Annotated in this window: 18 protein-coding genes and 1 pseudogene; 6 read left to right on the top strand and 13 right to left on the bottom strand. The window is 47.0% G+C overall.

Annotated elements, in window-relative coordinates:
* The 3 genes from tnpA to GMA8713_RS27010 all read right to left on the bottom strand — a co-directional run.
* A partial coding sequence (gene tnpA, locus GMA8713_RS23575) for an IS66 family insertion sequence element accessory protein TnpA (RefSeq protein WP_062714832.1) occupies window positions 1-218 on the bottom strand: 218 nt, incomplete at its 3' end.
* Between the two features lie 80 nt (window positions 219-298).
* Complete coding sequence (locus tag GMA8713_RS23580; RefSeq protein ID WP_062714835.1) at window positions 299-2,095, bottom strand: M3 family oligoendopeptidase; 1,797 nt, start codon at window positions 2,093-2,095, stop codon at window positions 299-301.
* Window positions 2,096-2,217: 122 nt separating this feature from the next.
* Window positions 2,218-2,394 carry a DUF2986 domain-containing protein gene (locus GMA8713_RS27010; RefSeq protein WP_084387820.1) on the bottom strand — a complete coding sequence of 59 codons (177 nt, stop codon included), beginning with the start codon at window positions 2,392-2,394 and terminating at the stop codon, window positions 2,218-2,220.
* A gap of 348 nt (window positions 2,395-2,742) precedes the next feature.
* On the opposite strand from GMA8713_RS27010, the gene GMA8713_RS23585 reads away from it, so the two are divergent.
* A complete protein-coding gene (locus tag GMA8713_RS23585; protein ID WP_062714838.1) occupies window positions 2,743-3,264 on the top strand; it encodes a DUF3332 domain-containing protein in 522 nt (173 codons plus the stop codon).
* Window positions 3,265-3,417: 153 nt separating this feature from the next.
* Entirely contained in the window at window positions 3,418-3,747 is a 330-nt protein-coding gene (locus tag GMA8713_RS23590; protein WP_422615211.1) for a DMT family transporter, read from the top strand.
* 18 nt (window positions 3,748-3,765) lie between these two features.
* Here GMA8713_RS23590 and GMA8713_RS23595 read toward each other — a convergent pair whose 3' ends face one another.
* From GMA8713_RS23595 to GMA8713_RS23600, 3 genes are all read right to left on the bottom strand, one after another.
* Complete coding sequence (locus tag GMA8713_RS23595) at window positions 3,766-4,713, bottom strand: GGDEF domain-containing protein (RefSeq protein ID WP_062714842.1); 948 nt, start codon at window positions 4,711-4,713, stop codon at window positions 3,766-3,768.
* Between the two features lie 2 nt (window positions 4,714-4,715).
* Window positions 4,716-4,841 (bottom strand): hypothetical protein, encoded by a 126-nt coding sequence (locus GMA8713_RS28470; RefSeq protein WP_269747465.1) that lies wholly within the window; start codon window positions 4,839-4,841, stop codon window positions 4,716-4,718.
* A gap of 131 nt (window positions 4,842-4,972) precedes the next feature.
* A complete protein-coding gene (locus GMA8713_RS23600; RefSeq protein WP_157515747.1) occupies window positions 4,973-5,266 on the bottom strand; it encodes a hypothetical protein in 294 nt (97 codons plus the stop codon).
* Between the two features lie 319 nt (window positions 5,267-5,585).
* On the opposite strand from GMA8713_RS23600, the gene GMA8713_RS23605 reads away from it, so the two are divergent.
* On the top strand, window positions 5,586-6,365 hold the full coding sequence (locus GMA8713_RS23605; RefSeq protein ID WP_062714844.1) for an alpha/beta fold hydrolase: 780 nt from the start codon (window positions 5,586-5,588) through the stop codon (window positions 6,363-6,365).
* Between the two features lie 92 nt (window positions 6,366-6,457).
* A complete protein-coding gene (locus tag GMA8713_RS23610) occupies window positions 6,458-6,724 on the top strand; it encodes a hypothetical protein (RefSeq protein WP_062714845.1) in 267 nt (88 codons plus the stop codon).
* Between the two features lie 348 nt (window positions 6,725-7,072).
* Here the strand turns inward: GMA8713_RS23610 and GMA8713_RS23615 are convergent, their stop codons facing one another.
* The 5 genes from GMA8713_RS23615 to GMA8713_RS23635 form a co-directional block, all read right to left on the bottom strand.
* The gene (locus GMA8713_RS23615; RefSeq protein WP_084387821.1) at window positions 7,073-7,846 is read right to left on the bottom strand and encodes a substrate-binding periplasmic protein; all 774 of its coding nucleotides are present in this window, start codon (window positions 7,844-7,846) and stop codon (window positions 7,073-7,075) included.
* A 149-nt stretch (window positions 7,847-7,995) separates the two neighbouring features.
* Window positions 7,996-9,042 (bottom strand): endonuclease/exonuclease/phosphatase family protein, encoded by a 1,047-nt coding sequence (locus tag GMA8713_RS23620; RefSeq protein WP_062714847.1) that lies wholly within the window; start codon window positions 9,040-9,042, stop codon window positions 7,996-7,998.
* 144 nt (window positions 9,043-9,186) lie between these two features.
* Window positions 9,187-10,443 (bottom strand): quaternary amine ABC transporter ATP-binding protein, encoded by a 1,257-nt coding sequence (locus GMA8713_RS23625; protein ID WP_062714849.1) that lies wholly within the window; start codon window positions 10,441-10,443, stop codon window positions 9,187-9,189.
* Complete coding sequence (locus tag GMA8713_RS23630; protein ID WP_062714851.1) at window positions 10,436-11,335, bottom strand: ABC transporter permease; 900 nt, start codon at window positions 11,333-11,335, stop codon at window positions 10,436-10,438. Before GMA8713_RS23630 ends, GMA8713_RS23625 begins: the two co-directional genes overlap by 8 nt.
* 164 nt (window positions 11,336-11,499) lie before the next feature.
* Window positions 11,500-12,492: an ABC transporter substrate-binding protein gene (locus GMA8713_RS23635; RefSeq protein WP_062714853.1), complete on the bottom strand. Its 993-nt coding sequence runs from the start codon at window positions 12,490-12,492 to the stop codon at window positions 11,500-11,502.
* Between the two features lie 420 nt (window positions 12,493-12,912).
* Here GMA8713_RS23635 and GMA8713_RS23640 point away from each other — a divergent pair, with 420 nt between their 5' ends.
* Together GMA8713_RS23640 and GMA8713_RS23645 are read left to right on the top strand one after the other, a co-directional pair.
* A complete protein-coding gene (locus GMA8713_RS23640) occupies window positions 12,913-13,689 on the top strand; it encodes a response regulator transcription factor (RefSeq protein WP_062714871.1) in 777 nt (258 codons plus the stop codon).
* A 24-nt stretch (window positions 13,690-13,713) separates the two neighbouring features.
* Entirely contained in the window at window positions 13,714-15,345 is a 1,632-nt protein-coding gene (locus tag GMA8713_RS23645) for a sensor histidine kinase (protein ID WP_062714856.1), read from the top strand.
* Window positions 15,346-15,370: 25 nt separating this feature from the next.
* On the opposite strand, the pseudogene GMA8713_RS23650 reads toward GMA8713_RS23645, so the two are convergent.
* Together GMA8713_RS23650 and GMA8713_RS23655 are read right to left on the bottom strand one after the other, a co-directional pair.
* Window positions 15,371-16,360 (bottom strand): annotated as a pseudogene (locus GMA8713_RS23650) (aromatic amino acid transport family protein); the annotation flags it as partial.
* A gap of 16 nt (window positions 16,361-16,376) precedes the next feature.
* Window positions 16,377-16,713 (bottom strand): IS630 family transposase (locus GMA8713_RS23655; RefSeq protein WP_157515497.1); only part of this gene is annotated, 337 nt, incomplete at its 5' end.

A 16,713-nucleotide genomic window follows, 5' to 3' on the forward strand; every position in this document is an offset into this window, starting at 1 on the left:
GTAATGATCACTGACTCAGCTTTCGTCTGTTCATGTTCATTGAAAATGATTGGCTGAAGCGTCTGCGTCGAGTCAGGAGAGCTTAATCGTTTAGACCAATAGTGGAAGGTTTGGTAACTGAGGCCGCGGTCTGCACAAAATTGCTTGATGGAGAGCGGGCTTTGTTTTTGTTGCTCAACAATGGCTGCCCAATGGGCGCGTTTTTGCTCTTGGTTCATGGTGCCTCCGTTGAAAAAGGCACTATGTCAAAGTACTGGTGTTATTGGTATGTGGGGTTTATTAACCGCTTACGTAGTACTTAAAGCTTTTCGACCAGTGCTTCAAACTCTTCGATACGCTTTTCAGCTATTTGGATACTTTTCTGCCAGAAGTCTGGTCTGGTCAAATCGACACCCAGGTGGGTTTTCGCCACTTCTTCTGCACTCATTCGGCCAGTATCTCTCAGTAGGGCTTTGTAATCGTAGTAGAATGCAGCACCTTTGTCTGCACGTCTTGCGTACACGCCAGTACTGAACAGATAACCAAACAGATACGGGTAGTTGTAGAAACTGATTTCCGCGATGCTGAAGTGTAGCTTGGTTGCCCAGAAGAGGTCGTTAGGCTCCGACACCGCATCGCCATACCATTCATTCCAGGTTTCTGCCATCAGCGAGCGAAGCTGTGCGGGCGAACATTCGCCGCGCTGTCTTTGCTCATAGAAAGCTTTCTCAAACCCATAGCGTACTGGAATGTTGAGCATGAGTGCTACGGCCGTTTGTGCCTCTTCCCACAGCATCAACAGCTTGTCATGGCTGTTCTCTGCCTGCTCTAGCAATGCATCACGTACTACGTTTTCTGCAAAGATTGATGCGGTCTCTGCCAGTGTCATTGGGTATTCAGTTTCGATTAATGGCATGTCACGCATTACCCAGTTGTGGAATGCGTGGCCTAATTCGTGTGCGAGCGTAAGTACATCGGACATACTGCCACCAAAGCTCATAAACACGAGGGGTGTACGGGTTTTGGCAATCTTGGTGCAATAGGCTCCCATGCTTTTGTTGGGTTGTGGTGCGGCATCAATCAGCTTTTGTTCGACCATCATGTCGACGAACTCCGCCATCTCAGGATCGACGCTTTCAAATGCCTTACGGATGATGGCAATGGCTTCTTCAAACGAATGTAAAGCCTGTTTGGACTCGCCGAAAGATGGCATTGCGGCCATTTCATCCCACGGCTTAAGTTGTTCGGTACCGAATACTTTCGCCATCGCTTTTGCCGCGCGACGGGAAAGATCCTGACTGGCCTTGGTGACATCCAGCATGGCGTCAAGTGTCGGTTTCTCAATACGGGCTTCTTCAAGCGCAGGGGCGAGGAAATGTAGTGGCTTGGTATGACTACGCTTTTCATATTCGGTGAGTCGATTACCCGCCAACGCATTTAGAATAGCGGAAAAGGTAACCTCCTGATTTCCCATCGCTTCGCGGATAGCACGCCAAGCTGGTTCACGCCGATAGGTATCGCCACCGTAAAGCAGGCTTGCTGCCTGTGAAAGGCCCATCTCTTCTTCGCTGCCATCTGGGAATTTCAGGCTGACTTTCAGTGTGCCTGTGATGTCATCGTAGAGACGACCCCAAGCGTTTTTGCCATCGACCTGCATGGCTGAAAGCAACTGTTCCTCAGGAACGGAGAGACGGAAAATCTGCTGCTCACGCAGACGAGAGAGGCGGAATGCGTGGCGTTGATAGCTACCCGTCGCATCCGAACCATCGAGCACTCTCTCAAAAAAATCAGCCTCGCTAGTTGCCAGCTTATCTTCAAATGGACTGAAAGCCTGTTTGAGACTAGATGCCATCACATCGGTTTTAACAACCACAGTCTTCGCTTCGGCATCCTTAGCGTTTACTGTCGACAAACACGCTGCATAGCTGGATGCTGATTGAAGTAAGGTCGAAGTTTCATCTAACAGGCTCAGCGCTCGCTGGCAGCCCTCAATAGTATCGGATGAGAGGTTGCTCAGTGCTGCAATGTTATCGCTAGAGCGAGAGAGATCGTTTTGTAACGCTGTGTCTTGAAGGCTTTGATAGACAAATGAGAAGTCCCAACTTGGTGCTGACATGCCTTTCTCCTTTTCATATTGGCGAGATTACTTTATCGCAATCTTGTGTGTGATGAACAGGAGAGGACAGGGTCTAGAACGCATTCCGTTGCATTACGTCAGAAAAACGCGCTTGGTGTCACTTACTCTTTGTTTTCTGTTTGTGCCGATTCAGTTGATTCGTTTTGTGTTTCTTCTTGCGCTATTTTTTCGCGCTCAGCTTTAGAAATGTAGCGGGGCTTACTGCTTTTTTGTAGTTTAGCTTTCTGTTTCTTGTCTTTCTTTTTGAGAGTTTGAATGATTTTCTTTTTACGGTTCATGATGGCATCTCAGAGATCGAAGGTGGAGGATTGTATAAGAAAGCCTAAGGTCTTGCACTTTACTTGAATGTTGTGAGGGAAATTCCTTGGTTAAAATATAGGCAAACGAACAGATCTGGATTTCCTTTGTTAATATTTGTCGCGTGAATGGGTGAAATTCACTCCTTCAATGAAAATAGTAGGATACGTTCAGCCGTTAACGACGAATTAACCGCGCTGACATTGCCCTTACAAACGCCTGTAAACCAGTTGTTGCCAGAACAAATTGGAAGGGGGATATGGCCTCTTTTCTTCGTAAAAATACACTGTATACTTCGCCGACTTTTTAAACTCACAGTGTGTAAAACGATGAAAAAATTTGCAATCAAAGCTGTTGCAGCAGCAGTTCTGACGGTATCTCTGTCAGGTTGTATCGGTCAAATGGCCACTTCAGGCGCAGTGATGAAACTGAACCTGTCTGCTGTGGACAACCGTTATGCTCGTGCAGGTCTGTATGTACTGATGAGCCCGGTTTACGGTGTGGCGGCTGCGGCTGACCTATTCATCTTCAACTCAATCGAGTTCTGGACTGGCACCAACCCAATTTCTGGCAAATCTCCAGCGGTTGCTGACACTCCAATGAGTGCAGTGATCAAAATCAACCAGAAGCTGGACAAAGATCTGACGACTGCGCCAATCAAGATTTCTTCTGCTGACGTTAAGCAAGTCAATGACAAGTCTCTGGAAATGTCTGTTGCATATGCTGATGGCACCACCCAGATCCTGCGTGGCGAGAAAGAAGGCGAAATGGTGAACTTCTTCCTGGACGATGAATTCATCACCGCAGTTTCTGTGGAAGAGCTTAACCAATACGCTGTAAACCGCGTATAATCGTTCCGCTGAGTTTATCCAGCTGACTGGGTTAGTTGGGTATAGCGAGCCCTGCATATGACAGGGCTTCGTTATTTCTGGGGCAGGATGCCAACATATTTAAACCTGCACCTAGGGGCTGTTTGAGTCGTTATGCTGAAACTCATCACTACTTTGCCACCACTTGTGACTTTGTCAGTTGCTATTCTTTTTGAAATTGTCGCAACGTCGATGATGCCAAAAACCCAGTCTTTCACCCAACCTATTACAACAACATCAGTACTGGCGTGCTATTCAATCTCATTTTACTTGCTTTCTATCACCGTGAAGTCGATGCCACTGGGTATCGCTTACGCTATTTGGAGCGCTGCAGGAATTTTGTTGGTCTCTTTGGTGGCATGGATGTTCTATGGCCAGCAATTGGATTTGCCAGCCATCTTAGGAATGTCACTGATTGTGTCAGGGGTGGTTGTCATTAATCTGTTTTCGACAGTGATGCACTAGGGTCACCAAAACGGGATCTTATCCTTTCGCTTTGACTGCAAAATTTCTTGCAATATCAAGCAGATTACTGAAATCATAGTTACTTTCAGGCTCTACCCACGATACCCCAACGTAGTAATCCAACGTGTAAGGGAGAGCATTTTCTACAGAATAACGATCAACACGTTCTTTGAACCTGTCTAAGATCTCCTGAGTATTGGCGATGGGTGTGTTGTTCATTAGCACAGCAAACTTATCGCTTTCAAGGCGAGCTAGCACATCTGAATCTCTGAAACCAAATTTCAATAGATCGGCAAAGAACGCTAATGCCCGGTCACCTTCAACATTACCCCGAAGCTTGTTAATCGTTTTTAACCCACGAACATCAAAAAACGCCAGTGATGCTGGGGCATTTAATCGTTCACACATATTTAGGCTATTCTGGCAAATTACTTCGAAGCCATGCTCGTTTAGCAAGCCAGTGAGGTGATCTTGTGTACTAAGCTGCATCGATGCAAGTTCATTCTCAACCAAGTCAACGATGTCTTTCATGCAGCGTAAATCGTAATCGTCAAACCCTCGTGGCTCATCATCTGCGATGCTCAAGGCACCTAGCAGTGAGCCACTGACATGGCGGATGGGGTAACCCGCATAAAACCGGATCCTAGGATCGCCAAGCACAAGAGGGTTGTCTGAAAATCGTGTGTCGGCGAGGGTGTCATTTACCACCATAGGATCGCTGTCCAAAATGGCATGCGCGCAAAAACTGATGTCCCGGGGGTATTCTCTGTCCAACCCTTTCCCTGATTTCACCCATTGCCGATTGGTATCTATAAAGCTAATCGCTGCGATTTTGGTTCCGAACATTTGTTTGGCTAGACGGGTCAGTCTGTCAAAGCGCTCCTCGTTGCCAGTATCAAGAATATTCAGGTGATAGAGTACCTCCAGACGATGCGTTTCATCGATAGGCAATTCTGGCTTTTTCATAGTTAACCCGATGTTTGAGTGTTTTCATTAATATAGACGATAGATGGCGTCATTCTGTTGATGGGAGCGATAGGTACTTTAGGGGAGGAGAGGTCTCCTGAGCGCCATACACGCAGTACGGTTTTCATCGTCACACTGCCGAGTGGCCAAGAAGTGCAGAAGCAGGTTTTGATTTCGCGCGATCACAACTGACTGTGCCGCTCGGAAAAAATCCTGCTTTATCGCAGGACTTTTTATGCCCTAAAGGCAGGATTACTTATTAGTAAAACTCTTTATTTGTAACGAAACACTGCTCATAGCCATCTTTCCAACCGTTGGCGTAGCGCGGCTCTTTAAACATGCGCTCAGGGTCCTGACGATAGCCATCATTGTATGTCTGAGCCGCGGTCACTTTACTGTGACAACCATCATCATAACCTTCCATGTATGGCGTACTGAAGCCTAAATCTGCCAGTTGGTCATGTCGCGACGCTGTGCAACCGACCAAACTGGTTAGGGTGATAAAGAGCAATATAACTCTTAGAGACGTACTGATTTGTTTTTGAGTATGCATGTCGTACTTCCTCTTACTGACATGGGGTACCCAGCATCCTGAATCCTGCATCTTCAGGTTGTTTGGATATAGACAGGTTACCTTCGTGTTGGGATTTCAATTTGTCTCATAAGTGACTATCTGCACATGAGGTATGGGAAAGGTCAGTTAAGTCTTGTTTTTAATACTCAAAATTGGAGCAAATAAATACTGTTTTGGAGAAGAATACTGATATATGCGGTCTATACCCAAATAACCTGAATCCTGCATCTTCAGGTTGTTTGGATATATACATGCTAACCCTTTTCATTTCCCGTGTTTACCAAGGAGTGTTTCCACCATGGCGAAAAAGCCTGTACTCAGTGTCTTTCTTATTTTGATGGAAGCTATTTCCCCGGGCTTAGCAATGGCAGAAAAAAAAGCCACTTCCACGCAAAGCATTACAAAAGCTTCGATAAAAATAGCTGGTAATTCTGCTGCAGAGAGGCGGGTTATCTTCATTCATGGTTCGCCGGGAAGCAAAGAAGCCTACGACGATTATCTTGGGCATCCGGCGCTACAGCACTTGGAATTAGTTTCCGTTGACCGCCCAGGCTTTGGGGAGTCAGGTCTTCCTGTTGAAACATCAATACAAAAACAGGCAGAAGCCTTGATAGGCTTGGTGCACACTGGGAAGGAAACATGGGTTGTGGGGCACTCTCTTGGTGGTCCTATCGCCCTGCAACTGGCATTGTTGGCGCCAGACAGTGTCAGTGGATTATTACTGATTGCATCGGCGTTTGACCCTAAGCTGGAATCACCAAAATGGTACAACTATATAACTGATACGCTGTTGGCGAACTTTGTATTACCGGATGACTTGCTCAAGTCTAATAGAGAGATGATGGTTTTGGATAAAGAGTTGGAAAAGCTTGCAGCGCAAAACTGGTCTGTGCTGAAGATGCCGGTCATATTGGTTCATGGTGCGGAAGATGATTTGGCTAATCCCGGTAACTCCAGGTATGCAAAAGCCAAGTTACCCTCAGCTGAATTGATGATGATGCCAGGCGAAGGGCATTTTATCCTCTGGGAAAACGTGCCACTACTGGTCGATCAGATTAAAACTCTAGTCAGTAAATAAATGTAAATGCTTCTTGATATTTGCTCCCCCAAGCCGCATGTTAGGAGGAAGTGATATGAAGCCAACACGATTTAAATCCACGGGGAATTACTATGAGACAAATCCTGACCGGTGTGGTTACGCTTATTCTTGGCTTCTTTACTCTGGTATTTGCAGCTGTATTTGGCCTCTTAATTTCAGTTAGTGCCCTGATTGCAAAGCCATTTGTAATAAAAAAACTGCGCAAAGCGCAAGAGCAGCAAGCTGCGCAATTTGAACATACGTACGGAGAAACCCGCGAAACACCATTTGGCCCTAAAAAGCGTCATCAGGGCCAGACAATTGACGGTGATTACCAGGATATTACCAACAATCGTTAACGTTCGCAGTTCGCAAAAACACGAAAACGCTGCCCAGGGGTAGCGTTTTCTTCGTTCGCATTCTTATCACTAGGGGCTGTTGACCTTTGGTGGTTAAATTTTGTTCTCGCTCTAAGCGTTTTAGGCGCGGCGAGGTGTGTGCCGCCTAGTCATTCTAAGCAAATACACCTCAACAAAGCATAAACGCTTAGAGTACGGGACGCGCAGTCGAACCCTTCGGGCAGCGTTTGTGGGGAATTTCTGCTGCGTTATCGGCTTCTCATGTAGGCTAGCTACACATCGAAGCCTCTGCCTTGCATAAAATCCCCACAAACTGCTGCAAATATCACCACCAAAGGTCAACAGCCCCTAAGGCGTTGAACTCACTGAGAACGGGAAATACTCCCACTCATATTTGTCGTAGAGACGTTTAATCTCTCCCTTTGCCAGCAACTCCTCGAAACGCTCGTCATAAATCCGACGAAGTTCCTGTCCTTTTTCGGAATCGGCGAAGCCTGGGTAGAGTTTGAGATCCATGATATTCACCATCTCAAAGTCATCACGGTCCAGATACCCAAGGGCAAACTCTTCTTCAAGTTCTTTCCTTGCATCAAGCATTACATCGAGTCTATCAGAATACACCATTGAGAGCCCTTGGCGACGTGACTTCACTTCGTGGATGTTAAATTTGGTGTCGATGTAGTCGCTATAGTCATAGCCTTTTACCCAACCCACAGTTCTATTTCCCAGTGTTTTTTCGCCTTCCCATGTTGGTATGACCGAGGCTTTGTAAACGGCCGATACTTGGTCAGCATCGAAGTGCCAATAGGGATAGAGAATCTTTTCTTTCTCATCGATGTATGAGCCAAGGAAAGCATCCATCTTCTTGGTTTGCACAAGGTAAACGCTTCTGGAGTAGGTGGTGGTAATGGTTTTTATGCTATAACCAAGCGGCTCAAAGACACGGCGCATGATCTCGAAATACAATCCTGAACCATCTTTTTCTGTGGCGTCTTCCCATGCTTCACTGACCAGAATGATTTCCTTTTCACTGTGCTTATCGGCGAAACTGGGAAATACGGCCAAAGCAGTGAATGCTAGGGCAAAAGTGTAGGCCATTTTCTTGATGGGAAAACCAATCATTATGAGCTCCAATAGACCGAGTTTCGAATTTGAGACATATCTTTAAGCTTAATCAAGATGATGGTTTTCGCGAGAAATGAGCCCGAATCTACAACGCAAAATCGCACTTGCCTGATACAAAGCACTGCATTGACTGAAGGCTTCGAAGGCTATTGGCGCAGTGAAATGGTGATACTGACAATCGCATGATCGCTGCTGTAAGTGTCCTGATCGAATTTGGGATTCACCAGGTGCGAGTCTTCACAATGAAAGTTTCCTACTTCAGCAAGGCTTGCGGGATCAGCACTGTTGAATTCATTCGATAGCAGAATGTAGTCCAATACCGACCCTTTGGAATGGAAGTAGTGCGTCGCCGGCCGCTCCAGCCCAGCTTCACCAATATTTTTGACATATAATTCCCAGCTATCATGGAGTTGATAATGTGAAAGGGGCATTTCTGCCATGTCATCAGTGATGGAACGCAAACCGGAAACATGGAAAGCGTGCAATACTTCTGAGCGGAGATCATCATTAAAATCGCCCATGACTATTGCTGGGTTGTTGGTGTGTGAGCGGCGCTCAATGATGCTGTTCATTAGGTGGCAGGCTTCTGAACCTCGTTGGATAGCCGACGCCCAGGAACCCGTCATTTCAGCCTGCATGGATTGGGCGAGCTTGATTGATTCACTCTCATCTGAGGTTTCTTCCATGATTGGACGTTTGGATTTTAGGTGGACGACATAAATGTCTGTCTGTCCAAGAGAGGGGAGCTCCAATGTCGCAAACAGCGGCAATCGGCTGTACTCGAAATCTTGTTGGATGCCAATTCGGGTAGAAACGTCAGGGTCTGCTCGCAATGGCAGGGCACTTAAAATTGGATAGCGCGATGCCAAACAAACGACCGGGCTTTTGTAGATGTACTCCTCAAGTGGCTCGGGTTCATCGACAACAGTGAAGAAGCGGTAACCCAAGGGTTCTAGCAATGCTTTGAGCGCAGACGCGCTGAACACTTCCTGAAAGGCGATAATGTCAGGTTGGTAACTGCCAATGTAACGGTTTAGCCAGGCTCGCTTTTGTCGCCATTGGTCTTCGCCATAGATGTTGCTGAACTCGTAAAATGCACCCGGCGGTTCGATAAAATTAAACAGATTTATCGTCGCAAGCTTCAGGCCGAAGGCGCTGTGTGCGTATGAGCTTTTGCTATTGGTTGCGAACACGATACCGTCTCAGGAATGATAAATATTCCTATAGTATAGCGAATTCTGCCGCGGGTAATGGGTTGATATGCTGAATAATAGACACATGCTGGAATCAAAAAGCGCTTCAAATTGAAGCGCTTTTTAGGCGCAAAAGTAAAGAAATTAGGCGGATGCCTCCTCAGGCTTTTTTGCCTGTAGCTCTTCATCCTCCACACTGTTAGAAGACTGATCAGACAGCACTTCCACCAGATTTGCGCGAGAAAGTTCGCCTTGGATCTCACCATCCAGATCCAACACAGGCAGTGGGAGTTCGTGCTCCAGCATGTCAGGGATAACCGCTTCGATCAGCGCATCACTTTGGATGCCTGGTACTTCTTCAAGTACTGCTTCATCAATAGCATCGCCGTGGCGGGTAGAATCAACAGATTCCAGTGTCTCAATGCTCAGGGCGCCTTGGTAGCCGTCATCATTCACGTAGTAACCGTGTTCTGCTTTCGCTTTACGCATCTCTGCAAGCGCTTCGCCAATGGTTTCAGCGCTGATGCGCAGACTCTGCGGTTTCATGACCGTATCAACCGTCAGTGCTCGTGCGCGGTTAACATCTTTAACGAACGCTTCCACATAGTCGTCAGAAGGGTTAAGCAGGATATCTACCGGACGACCTTGCTGAACCAGTTTACCATCGCGCAGGATAGCAATGCGGTCGCCCAAACGAAGTGCTTCATCCAAGTCATGAGTGATGAAGATGATGGTCTTGTGCAGTTTTTCCTGAAGACCAATTAACTGGTCCTGCATCTCGCTTCGAATCAAGGGGTCAAGTGCTGAGAAAGCTTCGTCCATTAGCAGGATTTCAGCATCGGTGCACAGAGCCCGAGCTAGACCAACACGTTGCTGCTGACCACCGGAAAGTTGAGACGGGTACTGTTGTTCATATCCACCCAGACCAACAGTATCAAGCCAGTCAGTGGCTTTCTTCTCCCGCTCAGCCTTGTCGACACCTTGTACCTGTAAACCGTAAGCAACGTTCTGCAACACCGTACGGTGAGGCATTAGACCGAAGCGTTGAAATACCATCGACATTTTGTGGCGACGGAAATTTTGTAGTCCTTTCTCATCAAGCTTCATGACGTCTTCACCTTCAACGATGATCTGGCCTTCGGTTGGCTCAATCAAACGGTTGAAGTGACGAATCATGGTGGATTTCCCCGATCCGGAAAGGCCCATAATCACGAAGATCTCACCACGCGCGATGTCCAGGTTGATGTCCTGAAGACCCACCGTATGGCCGGTTGCTGCCAGAATATCGTCTTTGGATTTCCCTGCTTTTACATCAGGTAATACCTTTTGGGGAGCATTACCGAAGATCTTGTAGAGGCCTTTTATCTGAATAAGCGGTGTGCTGTTTTCAGTGTTACTCATTGTGGCCTCCGCTCAGGTGCTGCTGTGAACGTTTTGCGTAGCTTTGTGATACGCGGTCAAAGATGATTGCCAGTGCGACAATCGCGAGGCCGTTAATCAGACCGAGTGTGAAGTATTGGTTAGTGATTGACTTCAATACAGGTTGGCCGAGGCCTTTAACACCGATCATTGAAGCGATAACTACCATGGCCAGTGCCATCATGATGGTCTGGTTGATCCCCGCCATAATGGTTGGCATTGCGAGTGGGAGCTGTACACCGAACAGGCGCTGTGTTGGGCTCGCGCCATATGCAGTAGCGGCTTCGAGCACCTCTTTGTCTACCAGTCGTATACCAAGATTGGTCAAACGTATAACCGGTGGGATGGCATAGATAACTACTGCAATCACACCTGGGATTTTACCGATACCCAACAGCATGACTACAGGTATCAGATAGACAAAAGCGGGCATGGTCTGCATCACATCGAGCAGCGGTGTAACCATTGACTGCACGCGATTGGAACGTGCCATGGCAATACCAATGGGGATGCCTAAGCATATGGCAAGCATGGTACACACCAAAATAATACTCATAGTGCGCATGGTATTTTCCCACATACCGAAGTAACCGATAGCGAGGAAAGATAAAATCACTGCAACAGAGAGTTTCCAGGAGCGGCTGGCTAAGTAGGAAACACCCGCGAGAATAGCGATCATCAGCCACCATGGGGTGCCGAGAAGAAGTTTTTCAAACCAAATGAGAAACTGGAGCAGCGGGTCGAAGAAAGATTCGATGGTTTCGCCGTAATTACGCGAAAACTCACGGTAGGCGCCATCAAGTGTTTTACGAATCGTCAGAAGGTCGGAGCGTGACATCTCCGGAAATTCTGTCAGCCAAGAATTATCTGCCATAACAGTACAGCGTCCTCTGCGTCTTTAGAATATTAGAAACTATATACCCACCTCTGGTGGGTCAACGTGGACGTAAAAAGAGAGCCAAAAAATACGTCGCATTTATAGATTAGGTTGTCGCAAATGCGGGCTGAAAAAAACAGCCCGCAAACAGTGTGGTGCGATTACAGTGAAGATTTAATTTTCTTCGCCACTTCAGGAGTTACCCAAGCGCCCCAGATGTCTTCATGGTTTTCCAGGAAGTGCAGAGCAGCGATTTCACCGTCTGCCTGATTCTCTTCCATCCATGCAAGAAGGCTGTTTAGCTGTGCGTTGGTGAATGAACGGTTGGAGAGGTAACTAACCGCCTCTGGTGAGTTCTGTGCAAAACTTTCGGTGATCACTGTATCAACCGCTGATGGTGGATACATAGTTACTTTGGGATCCAGACAATCCGCATTGGTCGTACAGGTTTTAAAGTGGTCTTCGTCAATACCTGAGCCGAAGTCAACTTTCACCATTTCGTATTTACCCAGTACCGCAGTTGGTGCCCAGTAGTAACCAAACCAACCTTCGCCACGCTCATACGCTTTGGCAATAGAACCAGACAGGCCAGCGCCTGAGCCTGGATCGATCAGTTCAAAGCCTTTGTCTTCAAGACCCATCGCATTGAACAGGTTGCCAGACGAAATTTGGCAGTTCCAGCCAGCAGGACAGCCATAGAATGCTGACTTAGATGGGTCTTCAGGGTGCTTAAACAATTCGCGGTTTGCAATGACACCTTGGATAGTTCCAATGCTAGGATCTTTTTCTACCAGATACTTAGGTACCCAAAATCCTTCTTCACCACCGTCAGACAGGACTGCACCAGCGAAACGGAGTCTGCCTTCCTCTACACCACGATCTAGCGCGGCTTTCAGGGAGTTACTCCAGAATTCGGGGGCGATATCCGGCTCACCTTTTTCGATCATTGACGTACCGGTAGGCATGGTGTCGCCAGGCACCAGCTCCGCATCACAGTCATATCCTTCTGCAAGAATAATGCGGTCAACATTCGCGATGAGGCTAGCGGAGTTCCAGTTCATGTCTGCGATAGTGACTTTGCCGCACTCCGCCGCATAGCTGCTCATAGGAAGAGCTGAAAGCAGCAGGCAGGACGAGGCTAGAAGTTTTTTCATGGAAGTTCCCTCTCATTTTAAATGACATGATAAATGAATATAGCTCTAATCATTTACCTAATGGATATTGCACTACGTTATTAGCCCTTTCATGGTTTAAATGACTAAAAATATACATGAAATGAAACTAATCATAACAAGTTTGTATCAAAAATTCTTTAGTGTTGTTACCTATTAAGTGTTGAATCGTTTGTGTTCTAAGTAAATTCCGAGGGGATAACGGGATTGAAAATGTGATAACTTGATGATTTGAATACTTAAACATCGAACCACTAAGAGGTTGGTGTATGAAATGTAAGAATCGATATTCAAATCGAAGATTTGTATGTTCGATGAACGATTTTCAACGAAAGTTCTGAAATTTATCCGCCTATTCTTGGTTTATTGGGAGTGATGATCGCAAAAAAATGGGAGTTCCCTATGCAACAATCAGTTTTGGTTCTGGAAGATGATGCAGATATTTTGGGACTCATTGCGCTGCACCTTAAAGTGATGGGGTTTGAAGTGATTAAAGGTACCTCTTTGGAGGATGGATATCGTGCGTTAGCGAATGAAGATATTTCCGCTGTTGTGTTGGATAGGGGCTTGGACGATGGTGATGGTAAAACCTTCTGTGAGTTTCTTCGTCAGCAGGAAAACGGTATTCCCGTGCTGATGTTGACTGCTTTGGATTCAGAGTCTGATATGGTGGAGGGTTTTGAAGCCGGGGCTGATGATTATCTTGCCAAACCTTTCAGTGTGATTGAGTTTCAGGCAAGAGTAAGGGCGCTGATGCGCCGAGTGTCCCTTCACAGTCAATGGCAGCTCGGCACCACGAAAGAATCGAGTTCTGACACCTGTGCTATGAGCAGTAAGCATTCTACTTCACTGCTTTTCCAACACCTCGAAATTTGCCCTGAAACCCACAGTGTAAAGCTGGAAGGTCGCGATATCGATCTAACACCTATTGAGTTTTCTCTTTTATGTTGTTTGGCAAAACGCCCTGAGCGTGTTTTTAGTAAAGATGAGCTGCTAAGTCGCGTATGGAATACAGATTATGATGGCTACCGTCATACGGTGTGCTGCGCGATTAATCGTCTGCGAAGTAAATTGGAGAGAAATCCTGCTTCACCCAAGTACATTCACACTGTTTGGGGGGTGGGATATAAGTTTAGCGAACCCTCAGACCCAGTATTACTCCGCCGTGTGAGCGGTTAACCGACGAAAAGAGGGAGGTAAATATTGGCGTTTAAAAACCGTCTGTTGTTGTTCTCCTTAATTTGGTTTTTGTGCAGTGCTGCGCTTTTAACCGCATTGAGCGTATCTGTCTGGCAGCAAAACGAATGGCGTTCCCGTCAGGTTTTGCACAAAGACCTTGCTGTGCATATGAGGGACGATAACCCACTGATGGTTGGGGGTGACTACAGTCCAGAAGCGCTGTCTTCTATTTTCCACACTTTGATGCTCCTTGGGCCAGACTTTGAAATCTATTTTCTCGATCCGCAAGGCAATATCACGACATCAGGGCCACCCAAAGAAGATGTCATTCGTTTGCGAGTGGATGTTGAACCGATAGAACAGTTTCTTCGCGGTGAGCCTTTTCCTGTTCTTGGTGAAGATCCGCTTTCTGAAAGCGGTGAAAAAGTTTTCTCCGCAGCGCGAATTGATGTGGATGGGCAAGTGGCAGGTTATCTCTATGTACTCATCGGCAGTCAGGGCTATAACGTCTTTGCTGATTTGGATAGCTTGTTACAGTATGCGCCTGTTGTTGCGGCGGCGCTGGTCGCTATCTTGCTCTTTGCACTAGTAGTTTACCAAATGGTATATCGCCGTATTATTATCCCCGGAAGAGTGATGGTGGGTCAGATTGAACAATCAGCTAAAACCGAGTTCCGTATTTCCCCACCTTTAAAAGTGCGCTCACCCGAACTTCAGGAGCTTGCAACCCAATACCGCCGTATGATGGCAGTGATCCAACAACAGTTTATTCAACTGCGGGTCCAGGAAGCGCAAAGACGGGAATACATGGTGCAACTCAGTCATGATTTAAAAACCCCAATGGCTAATATATTGGGGTATCTCGAAACTTGGCGAATCCACCATGATGAAGGTCGGGGCATGATCGACACGGCTTACCACAATGCCCAACGGCTGCAGGGACATTTAAAAAGCCAGCTTGAAGCCGCGAGGTCACCCTCCGCAAAGATTGTGCTTTCTTACCGAGAGATTGGTGTACAAGAGCTATTAGAGGATGTTCGCCACCGTTTCGAACTTCAACTGAAAAATAAACAGGTCGATTTGGTGATAACGGGTTCCGAACCCTTAAATGTATTCGCAGATGAAGTGCTGATAAACCGCGTGTTCGACAACTTAATGGAAAATGCCATTCGACATAGCCCTGCACGCGCTTCCATTCTGATGGACGCCACCAAGGTCAAGGGAGCGAACGTTAGCTTTTGCATTGAAAACGCCGTCGATGAAACCAGTGACGCTGGCTCATTGGGTATGGGAAGCAAGATTGTGGATGCCATTCTCAGTCTGCACCAAAGTCAGCTCCAAGTGTCAGTACCACAAGTCACCGAAATGCCGCGTTACCGCGTTTGCTTTGTATTGTCCTCCGTCATGGCGAAACCGAGCGCCCAGATCAGAGCGGTGCCAACGGCAATGGACTTTGAAAAGGATTCGCCACCCTTAAAAACGGATTATCCGACAGTGAACGCGGAAACCTCTGACGAGGAGGAAGGTACACAAGGTGAAGACATGCATCTCTCTGCCAAAGAAAGAAACGGGCACCCGGTGACATTACCTTCATTCAGTGCGGTTTCTAAAGATGACGACGAAGGGACAACTTCAGGAAACAATAAGGCCGAGTAATCGGCCTTATTGTTTTATCGGTGATTCAACCGATGAATGAAGGTAACTTGCCTGCCATGGCGAGGAAGTGGAACAGGGCGGTGAGGACACCGAAGAGGATAACTGCGCCAATCATGGCATTGCCACCGGGCGCCATAAACCCTTGGTTTCCGCCAGACAAGGTGCGGGATTTCATTGCCAGCAGGGCAGGTATGATACAGGCCCAAACCGTTGCGGCAGCGCCTGCATAACCAATTGCCACAATAAATCCAAACGGGAACAACAGTGACATCACCAACGGTGGCAGAAAAGTCACTAACCAGCATTTGGTGCGGCCAGCTTTGGTATCGTCAAACTTGAAGAAGTCAGCTAAAAAATCGAAAACACCCAAGCCTACACCGATAAAAGAAGACAAAATCGCAGCCATTGAAAAGGCATTAATTGCCTTTGAAATGCTCTCGGACGCGTTCACTCCATCAAGCTGTTTCAGAAGCACGTCGACATTGCCGCCTTGCTCGATGACTGGGCCAAACTCATGGCGTGGCAGGTTGCCGAAGATACTGATGAGCCAAAAACAATAAAGCGCCAGCGCGATAATGGTGCCACCCAGAATGGCGTATTTCGCCTTTCTTTCCTCGCCATAGTAAGCGCGCATTGATGAGACTGAATGATGATAGCCAAAGGAGGTCAGGGCGACTGGCAGCATCGCCATCGCATAAGGGGCATATTGGCGCTCAGGGTTAGCAACATAGAGCAGCACTGCGACATCCACATTGATTGCCATGCCTGATACGCCGAAGATGAAGCTCAATACCATAAAGGTAATAAGAACGACGGAAATGCGGTCGACTGCCCGGGTGGAATGCCAGACGAACAGAGAAAACACGGCAACGAACAGAATGGAAGCGAGTTGGCTACTCATTCCCGTTAATTCTTGCAGAATTAACCCAGAGGAAGTGATATAGGCATAAAGTAAAATGCCACCCACAAAATAAACCGTTAGATTGTTAAAGAAATTAACCTTATTACCTAAATAACTGATCCGAATAGTGCTACATTTTCGCCGTGCCGTGGCAACCTCCCGGGTACGGCGATACGTTATCCATAAAGTGCTTCACCTTCCTGAGCAATTGCCACATATGTTTACACCTGTGATTCCGAGTAATTGTCTCATGGAGAGCATTCCACAATCGTTCTATGACGTTGACCCAAGGGCAATAAACGGGCTGGAACAGCAGCCTGAACTTTGGGTTCTTCTTGAGCCAAGCCTTCGTTTTTTTACTTTTGTGGATGATGTAGTTATCCAGTATCAAGGTGACACTTTTGGCTCGGCGGTAGTGCCACTTTAGCTTCTCCAGCATGGCAATGAATAGGTCTGAGTCTTTCTTT

The organism is Grimontia marina (genome assembly GCF_900060185.1).
Lineage (GTDB): Bacteria > Pseudomonadota > Gammaproteobacteria > Enterobacterales > Vibrionaceae > Enterovibrio > Enterovibrio marinus.